Annotated in this window: 7 protein-coding genes, 1 tRNA gene and 1 pseudogene; 7 read left to right on the forward strand and 2 right to left on the reverse strand. The window is 44.4% G+C overall.

Annotated features, from left to right (window positions below):
- Positions 1–217 precede the first annotated feature (217 nt).
- From rho to BUB52_RS05760, 5 genes are all read left to right on the forward strand, one after another.
- Positions 218–2,203 carry a transcription termination factor Rho gene (gene rho, locus BUB52_RS05740; RefSeq protein ID WP_009121552.1) on the forward strand — a complete coding sequence of 662 codons (1,986 nt, stop codon included), beginning with the start codon at positions 218–220 and terminating at the stop codon, positions 2,201–2,203.
- A gap of 306 nt (positions 2,204–2,509) precedes the next feature.
- Entirely contained in the window at positions 2,510–3,832 is a 1,323-nt protein-coding gene (gene ffh, locus BUB52_RS05745) for a signal recognition particle protein (RefSeq protein WP_009121551.1), read from the forward strand.
- Positions 3,833–3,968: 136 nt separating this feature from the next.
- Complete coding sequence (gene folD / locus BUB52_RS05750) at positions 3,969–4,850, forward strand: bifunctional methylenetetrahydrofolate dehydrogenase/methenyltetrahydrofolate cyclohydrolase FolD (protein WP_009121550.1); 882 nt, start codon at positions 3,969–3,971, stop codon at positions 4,848–4,850.
- 8 nt (positions 4,851–4,858) lie between these two features.
- Positions 4,859–6,001: a CapA family protein gene (locus BUB52_RS05755; RefSeq protein ID WP_039950592.1), complete on the forward strand. Its 1,143-nt coding sequence runs from the start codon at positions 4,859–4,861 to the stop codon at positions 5,999–6,001.
- Positions 6,002–6,091: 90 nt separating this feature from the next.
- A tRNA-His gene (locus BUB52_RS05760) sits at positions 6,092–6,165 on the forward strand.
- Positions 6,166–6,431: 266 nt separating this feature from the next.
- On the opposite strand, the pseudogene BUB52_RS05765 reads toward BUB52_RS05760, so the two are convergent.
- Both BUB52_RS05765 and BUB52_RS05770 read right to left on the reverse strand, forming a co-directional pair.
- Positions 6,432–6,768 (reverse strand): annotated as a pseudogene (locus BUB52_RS05765) (ATP-binding protein); the annotation flags it as partial.
- A gap of 120 nt (positions 6,769–6,888) precedes the next feature.
- Positions 6,889–8,607, reverse strand: coding sequence for a helix-turn-helix domain-containing protein (locus BUB52_RS05770; protein WP_009121548.1), 1,719 nt, complete (start codon positions 8,605–8,607; stop codon positions 6,889–6,891).
- Positions 8,608–8,713: 106 nt separating this feature from the next.
- On the opposite strand from BUB52_RS05770, the gene BUB52_RS05775 reads away from it, so the two are divergent.
- Positions 8,714–10,354, forward strand: a complete 1,641-nt coding sequence (locus BUB52_RS05775) for a B12-binding domain-containing radical SAM protein (RefSeq protein WP_009121547.1) — start codon at positions 8,714–8,716, stop codon at positions 10,352–10,354.
- 324 nt (positions 10,355–10,678) lie between these two features.
- The gene (locus BUB52_RS05780; protein ID WP_004308773.1) at positions 10,679–11,962 is read left to right on the forward strand and encodes a site-specific integrase; all 1,284 of its coding nucleotides are present in this window, start codon (positions 10,679–10,681) and stop codon (positions 11,960–11,962) included.
- Positions 11,963–11,983: the final 21 nt, after the last annotated feature.

Here is an 11,983-nt window from a genome sequence, read left to right on the forward strand (position 1 = left end):
AATGAAGCAAAGATAAACTTTTAAAATTAAAAAAAAGACGATTTATTTATGAAACCAAAAATAATTATTACCTTTGCACCGTTGAAACATTCTGTAACTCCTTACTGAGGTGAGGATTGTTAGTCAGATTTCCGGTTCAATAATAAATATCCCTATTAAATCATAATTTACAAGGTAGACTTACCAAATAAGTAAAAACCATTCACACATATACTGTATGTATAATATTATTCAATTAAACGACAAGAATTTGTCGGAATTGCAAGCTATTGCCCAAGAGTTGGGTATCAAAAAAACAGACTCTCTCAAAAAAGAAGAACTCGTTTACAAGATACTTGACGAACAAGCTATTGCAGGAGCAACCAAGAAAGTAGCAGCCGACAAATTAAAAGAAGAACGTAAAGGGGACAAGCAAAAACGTTCTCGCGTAACGGTCAAGAAAGAAGGAGCCGACAAGGTGTTCACAGCCAATAAAAACGGTGATCTTACAAAAGGCAAAGCCGAAGAGACACCTGCCGTACAAACTCCCGTACAAGCGGCAGAGGCAGCTAAAGAACCGGCTGTTGCCACAGCTCCCGCTGCAGAGGCTGAAGCTCCCAAACGCAAACCGGGACGCCCTCGCAAAGTAAAACAAGAGGCCGCTCCCGTAGCGGAAGCACCTAAAAAAGTAGCTCCGGCAGAACCAAAAGCAGAAACTGCAGAACCGAAAAAAGCAGAACCCAAGAAAGCCGTCGCAGCTCCCCAACCTACACCGGATGAAAGCCCTATCTTACCGGAAGTGGAAGACGACTTCATTCCCATCGAGGATTTGCCAACCGAAAAAATAGAATTACCGTCGGAGCTCATCGGCAAATTTGAAGCCACCAAGGCGGAAACTCCCGTTCCTGTAGCAGAGCAACCGCAACAACGCCCCCGTCTTCGTCTCCGTGACAATAATACACCATACAACAACAATCGTAACAATAATAACAACCAGCGTCCTGCACAACAGCAGCAACGTCCTGTACAACAACAGAACAATACCGAAAACTATGTCGCCCCCGAGCGTAAGCCGGCAGCAGAGCGTGAAAAGGCATACGAATTCGACGATATACTCACAGGGACCGGTGTATTGGAAATCATGCAGGACGGCTATGGTTTTCTGCGTTCATCCGATTATAATTACCTTTCTTCCCCTGACGATATTTACGTTTCACAATCACAAATCAAGCTGTTCGGCTTGAAGACCGGTGATGTAGTGGAAGGTGTTATCCGTCCGCCTAAGGAAGGCGAGAAATACTTCCCGCTGGTAAAAGTATCCAAGATTAACGGACGCGACCCGGCTTTTGTACGCGACCGTGTGCCGTTCGAACATCTTACCCCGCTTTTCCCGGACGAAAAATTCAAGCTTTGCAAAGGCGGATATTCCGACTCCATGTCGGCACGCGTAGTAGACCTCTTCGCTCCTATCGGTAAAGGTCAGCGCGCATTAATCGTAGCACAGCCCAAAACAGGTAAGACTATCTTAATGAAAGATATCGCCAACGCTATTGCAGCCAATCATCCGGAAGTGTACATGATTATGCTGTTGATTGACGAACGCCCGGAAGAGGTTACCGACATGGCCCGTACCGTAAACGCAGAAGTTATCGCTTCTACTTTCGACGAACCCGCAGAGCGCCACGTAAAAATCGCAGGTATCGTATTGGAGAAAGCCAAAAGAATGGTAGAATGCGGACATGATGTCGTTATCTTCCTTGACTCTATAACACGTTTGGCACGTGCCTACAACACTGTCTCCCCGGCTTCGGGCAAAGTGCTGTCCGGTGGTGTGGACGCCAATGCACTGCATAAACCGAAACGTTTCTTCGGTGCCGCCCGTAACATTGAAGGCGGCGGTTCGCTGACCATCCTTGCGACGGCGCTGATTGATACCGGCTCTAAAATGGATGAGGTTATCTTTGAAGAGTTCAAGGGTACGGGTAATATGGAGTTACAACTCGACCGCAACCTCTCCAACAAGCGTATCTTCCCGGCTGTCAATATTGTCGCTTCCAGCACTCGCCGCGACGACTTGCTGCAAGATAAGCAAACGCTGGATCGCATGTGGATTCTTCGCAAGTATCTTGCCGACATGAATCCGATAGAGGCAATGGACTTCGTAAAAGACCGTTTGGAAAAGACCAAAGACAACGACGAATTCCTGATGAGTATGAACGGTTAAACTCTTACACGAAAGAGAAAACCTATAAGACATAAAAGCAAACTCTAAAAAAGAGCGGAATAGTACAATCTATTCCGCTCTTTTTTAATGCTATTATAATGAAAAGAATAAAAAAATAAAAGTATAAAGAATCAACATGATTTTAATCTTCCCATTGTTTGAAACGGATATATTTTACGCTTCAGAACAATCTACCGTCAAGCCGTAATAATATTCTGCCCTTAAAAGAAGGCAGTTACAGGTATTTTTTGTACTTTTGCGCCTCAATAAGAGTAAATTGTAATTTAGTAATTGTAATTAGATAATATGTTCGATAATTTAAGCGAGAGACTTGAGAGGTCGTTTAAAATTTTGAAGGGTGAAGGTAAAATCACCGAGATAAATGTGGCAGAAACGCTGAAAGACGTGCGTAAAGCACTTTTGGATGCCGACGTAAACTATAAAGTTGCCAAGAGTTTTACCGATACCGTTAAGGAGAAAGCTTTAGGACAAAACGTGCTGACAGCCGTAAAGCCCAGCCAGTTAATGGTAAAAATCGTACACGATGAGTTGACGCAACTCATGGGTGGCGAAACTGCGGAAATCAATATCGATTCCAAGCCGGCTGTTATTTTGATGTCCGGTCTGCAAGGTTCCGGTAAGACAACTTTCTCCGGAAAGTTGGCACGCATGCTGAAAACCAAAAAGAACCGGAAACCTTTATTGGTAGCCTGTGACGTTTACCGTCCCGCCGCTATCGAACAGTTGCGCGTACTGGCAGAACAAATCGAAGTACCCATGTACTCCGAACCGGACAGCAAAGACCCGGTAGCCATAGCCCAAAACGCCATACAGGAAGCCAAAGCAAAAGGGTATGACCTCGTAATCGTCGATACAGCCGGTCGTCTGGCCGTAGACGAGGAAATGATGAACGAGATCGCTGCAATCAAAGCCGCCATTAACCCGAACGAAATCTTGTTTGTGGTAGACTCCATGACCGGACAGGATGCCGTAAACACCGCCAAAGAATTCAACGAACGTTTGGACTTCAACGGCGTGGTATTGACCAAGCTGGACGGTGATACCCGCGGCGGTGCCGCCCTTTCCATCCGTTCCGTAGTAAACAAGCCTATCAAGTTTGTCGGAACCGGTGAAAAGCTGGACGCTATCGATCAGTTCCACCCTGCCCGTATGGCCGACCGTATTCTCGGTATGGGTGACATTGTGTCACTGGTAGAGCGTGCGCAAGAGCAATATGACGAAGAAGAAGCCAAACGTCTGCAAAAGAAAATCGCGAAGAATCAGTTCGACTTCAACGACTTCCTGAGTCAGATTGCGCAAATCAAGAAAATGGGTAACTTGAAAGAGCTTGCTTCCATGATACCGGGAGTCGGCAAGGCCATCAAGGATATCGACATTGATGACAATGCTTTTAAGAGTATAGAAGCGATTATCTACTCCATGACTCCGGAAGAACGCAGTAATCCTGCCATTCTGAACGGTTCGCGTCGCCAACGCATCGCCAAAGGTAGCGGAACGAACATTCAAGAAGTAAACCGTCTGCTGAAACAGTTCGACCAGACCCGTAAAATGATGAAAATGGTGACCGGCAGCAAAATGGGTAAAATGATGCCGAAACTGAAAAGATAAGAAGAAACTCCCCGCATATACCTCCCGCTGATTTCATATATTAAATGAAATCAGCGGGATTTTTGCTTTATTCGGTTATTTGCTCTACTTTTGCGAATAATGCCATGCAAATAATAACTAATACGATATATTGAATATGACACTAATTGACGGAAAAGCAATTTCCGAACAGGTTAAGCAGGAAATTGCAGCAGAAGTAGCTGATATAGTGGCACGCGGCGGAAAGCGCCCTCACTTGGCAGCTATCCTTGTGGGACACGACGGTGGCAGCGAAACCTATGTAGCAGCCAAAGTAAAAGCTTGTGAAGTATGCGGATTCAAATCCTCGCTAATTCGTTATGAGGCGGACGTAACGGAAGAAGAGTTACTGGCGAAAGTGCGCGAACTGAATGAGGATGCGGATGTAGACGGTTTTATCGTCCAGTTGCCTTTGCCCAAACATATCTCGGAACAAAAAGTGATTGAAACCATCGACTACCGCAAAGATGTGGACGGCTTTCATCCCATCAATGTAGGGCGCATGTCCATAGGACTGCCTTGCTACGTTTCCGCAACTCCCAATGGTATTCTCGAATTACTGAAAAGATACGAAATAGAAACCTCCGGAAAGAAATGCGTTGTACTGGGACGCAGCAACATCGTAGGCAAGCCCATGGCTGCCCTTATGATGCAAAAAGCTTATCCGGGCGACGCCACGGTGACCGTTTGCCACAGCCGCAGTAAAGACCTGGTAAAAGAGTGCCAGGAAGCCGATATCATTATCGCAGCTTTGGGACAACCCAACTTCGTAAAAGCGGAAATGGTAAAGGAAGGCGCAGTCGTTATCGACGTAGGTACCACCCGCGTACCGGACGCAACCAAGAAATCCGGCTTCAAGCTGACCGGTGACGTCAAGTTCGATGAAGTCGCTCCAAAATGCTCATTCATCACCCCCGTACCCGGTGGCGTAGGCCCGATGACCATTGTCTCTTTAATGAAGAACACACTTCTGGCAGGCAAGAAAGCTATTTATCAATAATAAGGATGATGAAAACGCTCATCGCCCTTATCTTTCTACTATATAGCGTAGCCCTTTCCTCACAAGAAAGGATTACGCTATTATTTGTAGGAGACTTAATGCAACACCGGGCGCAAATAGATGCCGCCCGTACTTCCGACGGAACATATGATTACTCCTCTTATTTCTCTCTCGTAAAAGAAGAAATCTCTCGTGCCGATATTGCGATAGGCAATCTCGAAGTAACTCTCGGTGGAAAACCCTATCGAGGCTATCCCGCTTTCAGTGCGCCCGACGAATATCTGCAAGCTATCAAGGATGCCGGATTTGATGTTCTTCTCACAGCAAACAATCATTGTCTGGATCGCGGCAAGACAGGACTGGAACGAACCATCACACAAATCGACTCCCTTTCCATACCCTATGCAGGCACTTACCGGAACGCCGCCGAACGTAAACAACGCTATCCTCTTTTCATCCGGAAAAAAGGTTTCTGTATAGCCATACTCAACTATACTTACGGCACCAATGGAATCAAGCCATCTGCACCCAACATCGTCAATTACATCGACAAAGAAACAATTCTAAAGGACATCCATAGCGCCCGGGCCGTACGCCCGGACGCCATTATAGCCTGTATGCATTGGGGAGAAGAATATCAATCACTCCCCAACCGCGAGCAACGCGAACTTGCCGGCTGGTTACTGGAACAGGGAGTAACCCATATCATCGGTTCGCATCCGCACGTAATCCAGCCTATGGAATTACGCACGAACGGCAATCAACAACATGTCATCGTCTATTCCTTAGGAAACTTCATTTCCAACATGAGCGCTGCCAATACAGACGGCGGCCTCATTTTTACGCTGCAACTTGAGAAATATCCTCTCCCCGAGCCCATCCATCCATTGCAAAACAATTTAAGCTATTCACCGTCGCTCGAACCTTTTGCCCTTTCTTTTCCGTTCGCCCGTGTCGTCCGGTGTGGATACACCTTAGTGTGGACCGGCCGCCCTGCTCTCACCGGAGAAAAAAATTACATTTTATATCCCTCCCATGCACCGGTGGACAGCTTACCGAAATCAGCCCGTAACCGCTTGAATATCTTTATGAAAAACTCCCGAAAGCTCCTATCCCGGCACAATATAGGAATTTATGAGAATAACAAATAGCTGTTTTTTATTGAAAATATTCATCGAAATATTTGTAATATCAAAGATTATCCCTATCTTTGCACCGCATTTAAGAAATGCAACAACATGGTGACTGTAGTTCAGTTGGTTAGAGCGTCAGATTGTGGTTCTGAATGTCGAGGGTTCGAGTCCCTTCAGTCACCCAAAGAAATCCTTAATAATCCATAGATTATTAAGGATTTTCTTTTTTCTCTCACGGAACAAATTAATCCGTCCCATGAAACAAACCAACCCATCTCACGAGATGAATTAATCCGTCCCGCAAGACGTTTTTTTTTATTCTGCGGGACGGATTTACTCAAATACCACAATGATTTTTATCCCTCTCGCTATTCTGCTTCCATACTATAAAGAATAAAAAAAGTCCCGCAAATCTCAACGACTTACGGGACCCCAGAATAAACAGAACTTAGGACACCTTTCGGCATCCCTCAATAAGTTGCGGACAACAGGGCAGATGTACCCAAGACTTGCTTCCTACACCGATTTCAGAATCAACGCCTATGATTCCACCCATACTCTCTACAATAGACTTGCATATCGATAACCCCAAACCAGTCCCCTGTGCAAAAGAGTCGAGCTTTTCAAATCGGTCAAAGATCGTAGAAAGTTTATCTTTAGGTATTCCACACCCTGTGTCAGTTACACTCAATTTCAACTCCTGTTTATTTATTTCATAAGATATATCTATTATATCCTTTGCTTGTACATTTCATGGCATTAGACAAAAGATTATCCAATACTTGTTTTGCACCGCAAAGGAAAGCATTTCCCTATGAAGTATCCTACTTCAATAACCCCTACTATAAAAAATTGTCCTAAAGTTTATAAAGTAAAGTCCTACAATACTGTATAACAACGGTTTATTATTCCATCTCCATTTGAACCTTTTTAAATTCAGAAGGCGTCATACCCGTTTTACTCTTAAACAGATTGTGAAAAGTCGGCATGCTATTAATGCCGGAAGCCTCTGCTATGGCGCGTAAAGTATACTCGGGATGCTCTTTCAACAACTGTATGGCATGATTCAAACGCAGCTCATTGATATAGCCATTCAGATTGGTTCCCGTATTTTCTTTTATCATTTTGGCAAAACGGGTATTATTCATGTGCGCCATTCTCACCAAATCTTCTCTTGACAAATCGGCGGAAAGATAAAGCTCATCTTTCCTTATCAGAGAATCCAATTTCTGAAAGACCAGTTTATTGATTTCATACTCCTGGCCGGCATCGGAAGATTCCGTATCCAGTTCATGATGTGGAAGAAGCGGCTCGGTATCTCCCGATGACTGCTGTTTCTTCTTCTGCGCGGAAAGTTCCTCATTGATATACTTCATCAATGCCCTGTTCTTATCCTTGATATTCCGATTCTGCAACCACACTTTCCATAGGAAAAACAAAGCCAGCAGCACCAAGATACAGATAAAAATCAAAGAGACAGTCCTTATTCTTAATTGGGAAGCCTGCTCCACAATATGCGCTTCTTTCTCATCGACATCGTATAAGGTGTCAAGCTCCAATGCGGCATTCGTCTTTTCACGCTGATGTATACTGTCAGTCACAGCAATAAAAAGGGCGCTTAACTCAGCGGCCTGCTTGTACTCTCCCAAACCGGTATAAGCCATTATTTCTTTGGACAAAATACCACGGTACTGATAATTGATGGTATCCTGTTCCCTGAAAAGCTCTTTCAAGTCACGGCAATTATCCAGTATCTCCCGATACTGTCCTGTGACAAGCAGATAGGGAGTAGCATTATATTTACCTTCGGGAGTTGAAGCGGCTTGTGTGGATTTATATTTTGCAAAGCACTTCTCCGCCTTTTTCTTATCGCCCGAACGATAATACAGATAAGCCAACTTTGAATATAAATATGATTTCTGCAAATCCAGATAAGCTTCCTGCATGCCTTCCGTCCTTTCCATTTTATCCAGTAACTCCTGACGATACAAGCCTACCGCCAAGGCATCATCTATCAAATCATCATCTATCAGAAAGCTCATTTTAACCCCGCAAAAGTAAGAAAGCATACGCAAACCGTACGCATCGTCAGCATCGCTCAAGAGCCGGATAGCTTCATCGAATGTTTCATACGCCTCTTTCTTAAAAGACAAACGGCGTTTGTTCTCTCCCATACAGAATAGCAATTTAGCTTCCGCCTGTTCATCATTCATATTCCTGGCCAACCGAATGCCCTCAACGACATACCGATTACTTACTTCATATTCGCTCAACAAACTTGCCAAGTCCGCCAACTCAATCGTCATCTTTAGTAGATGTTCGGGGGTATTATTCGCCACGGAATCCTGTACATAAGCCCGTCTTGCATAACGAAAAGCCAATTTGCACTGGTACTTATTACGGTAGACCATGCTCCGCAGGTCGTTTATCCGGGCAGGCAGCATTGCCCGCTTTTCTTCGGCTTCATCCAGCAATAGCAATGCACGGTCGGGTTCAGTCATATATATATCCGTGATATACTGCTCTGTATAAGGTGAAGATTGCTCATTATTTTCTTTCTCCTGAGCCATCAGGAAAACATTGTCCACCAAGAATAAAAAGCAGATATAAAGGAAATTTTTCATAGTTTCTGAGCCTATCCGGATTCATTAATAGTCCGCAAATATATACTTTTTTATTTATCCTAACAGTAAAATCACCTATCTTTGCAAGGATGAAACTAAATCAAATATGAAAATTCTCTGGATAGACTTAAATAGTTCTTACGCCCATTCCTCATTGGCGCTTCCCGCACTGCATGCACAAATAGCGGATGATTCCTCGATTGAATGGGCTATCGTTTCCGCCACAATTAACGAAAACACAGGGACCGTTGTGGACGAAGCTTATCGGCACAAGCCCGACATTCTTGCCGCAACCACCTGGCTTTTCAACCACGAACAATTACTGCATATCGTATCAAGGCTGAAAGCTTTACTGCCCGAAACCTGTCTTATATTAGGCGGTCCGGAGTTTCTTGGAGATAATGAATTCTTTCTGCGTAAGAACCCTTTTGTAAACTGTGTATTCAGAGGAGAAGGCGAAGAGGCGTTTCCGCAGTGGCTGGCCTGCTGGAATCATCCGGAACAGTGGAAGGATATTTCCGGTCTGTGTTATCTGGATGCCGATAAACAATATAAAGACAATGGAATAGCCCGTGTCTTAAACTTTTCCGGACTTATCCCACCCGAAAAAAGCCGTTTCTTCAATTGGAGCAAGCCGTTTGTACAACTTGAAACTACGCGCGGATGTTTCAACACATGCGCCTTTTGCGTCAGCGGCGGCGAGAAACCGATTCGCACTCTCTCTATTGACAGCATCCGCCAACGGCTCCTAATCATCCATGAGCATGGTATTAAAAATGTACGCGTACTCGACCGTACATTCAATTACAATGCACGTCGTGCAAAAGAACTGCTCCAACTGTTTTTAGAATATCCCGACATACGTTTTCATTTAGAGATACATCCGGCGCTTCTCTCCGAGGAATTAAAAGAAGAGTTAAAACTGTTACCGCAAGGACTGCTCCACCTTGAAGCCGGGATTCAAAGCTTGCGTGAACCTGTACTTGAACAAAGCCGCCGCATGGGTAAATTATCCGATGCTTTGGCAGGGCTGAAATTTCTCTGTTCGCTTCCGAATATGGAAACGCATGCCGATCTTATAGCCGGACTTCCCCTCTATCATCTCAATGAAATATTCGAAGATGTATATACCCTGGCCCGGTACAATGCGGGAGAGATACAATTAGAATCACTCAAACTGCTTCCCGGTACGGAAATGCGCCGCCGGGCAGAGGAACTCGGAATACGCTATTCCCCTTTCCCACCCTACGAAGTTTTAGAAACAAACGAAATCAGCGTAGGCGAACTGCAGACAGCCCGCCAGCTATCCCGCCTGTTAGACGTTTTTTACAACACTCCCGCCTGGCAGGCACTAACCCGGGAGTTAATCTTAAATGACAGAACTTTCTTGCAGAGGTTCCTTGAACATCTGATACAGATAAATCTTATAGACCAACCCATGAGCTTGGAAAAACGCGGGCTTATACTTTATGAATATTGTAAGTTGGCTTATCCTGAATATCAAATGCAGGCTAGCATTGCCTGGATAGAAGCCGGCATGTCATTAAAGAAAGCTCCTGCAGAAAAGGTAAAGACCAAACATCAAGTTCCACCGGAGAGGTGGGAAGTGATATATGGAGATTATAAAGACAGCCTCAGGCTTTGCTTTCTTCCACAAGACGAAAATACAAAATGCGGTTATTGGTTTGGATTTGAATCTGAAGTACAGAAAACCACTCCTGTATTCAAAGCAAGAACAAGCGGTTAGCAATCTGCCGATATTACCATCGGCACCGACAAACAATGCATCATTCGGCAAAATAGGTGTACCTCTTTACGTTTTTTGCCATTTACCCAAAAATAAAAAGTCCCGTAAATTATTAATTTACAGGACTTTCCTTTAATTCATATTCTATTTCAGCGGAGAGACAGGCTCTCGAACTTATACTTTCACAGAATATCATAAAACTGCAAACGACTGATAATCAAGTGTAAATTACAATATAGAGTAAAAGTAAATGTTTCTAAATGTCTTTTGCTATCTCAATAATTGGGTGTATATTTGGGTGTAGAATTTCAAACGCACCCAATTATGAATATCAAGCGCAACATCATTTTTGCATTGGAGAGCCGGAAAAAGAACGGTGTGCCAATCGTAGAGAACGTACCCATCCGTATGCGTGTCATCTTTGCCAGCCAACGCATCGAGTTTACAACGGGCTACCGGATTGACGTAGCCAAATGGGATGCAGATAAGCAGCGGGTAAAGAACGGATGTACCAACAAGCTAAAGCAAAGTGCAGCCGAAATCAATACGGACTTGCTGAAATACTATGCCGAAATCCAGAATATTTTCAAGGAATTTGAGGTGCAGGAGGTCATGCCAACGACCCAACAGTTGAAGGAAGCTTTCAACATGAGAATGAAAGACACCAGCGAAGAACAGCCGGAAGAAGCCCCTGTCAGCTTTTGGGAGGTGTTCGATGAGTTTGTAAAAGAGTGCGGTAACCAGAATAACTGGACGGCATCCACCTATGAAAAATTTGCAGCAGTGAGGAACCACCTCAAAGAGTTCAAGGAGGATGCAACGTTCAACTATTTCAACGAGTTTGGATTGAACGAATACGTCAACTTCCTGCGTGACACCAAGGATATGAGAAACAGCACCATCGGCAAGCAAATGGGATTCCTCAAATGGTTCCTGCGCTGGAGCTTCAAGAAAGGACATCATCAGAACATTGCATACGATACGTTCAAACCGAAACTGAAAACCACCTCGAAAAAAGTAATCTTCCTGACTTGGGATGAACTGAACAAGCTGAAAGACTACCAGATACCCAAGGATAAGCAATACCTGGAACGTGTGCGTGATGTTTTCCTGTTCTGCTGCTTTACGAGTTTGCGGTATTCGGATGTTCGCAATCTGAAAAGAAGCGATGTGAAGTCCGACCACATCGAAATAACCACAGTCAAGACTGCCGACAGCCTGACGATTGAACTGAACAAATACAGCAAAGCCATACTGGACAAATACAAGGACATCCATTTCGAGAATTACATGGCTCTGCCCGTCATCAGCAACCAGAAGATGAACGATTACCTGAAAGAGCTGGGCGAACTGGCAGAAATCAACGAGCCTGTACGGGAAACCTACTACAAGGGAAATGAACGTATTGATGAAGTCACACCCAAATACGCTTTGCTCAGTACCCATGCAGGAAGAAGGACATTCATCTGCAATGCGCTGGCTCTCGGAATCCCGGCACAGGTGGTCATGAAATGGACGGGACACAGCGACTACAAAGCTATGAAACCCTACATTGACATAGCGGATGATATTAAGGCAAATGCCATGAACAAGTTTAATCAACTATAAAAGTATCAAACAGTTTCATAG

This window comes from Bacteroides clarus YIT 12056 (genome assembly GCF_900129655.1).
GTDB classification, from domain to species: Bacteria; Bacteroidota; Bacteroidia; order Bacteroidales; family Bacteroidaceae; genus Bacteroides; species Bacteroides clarus.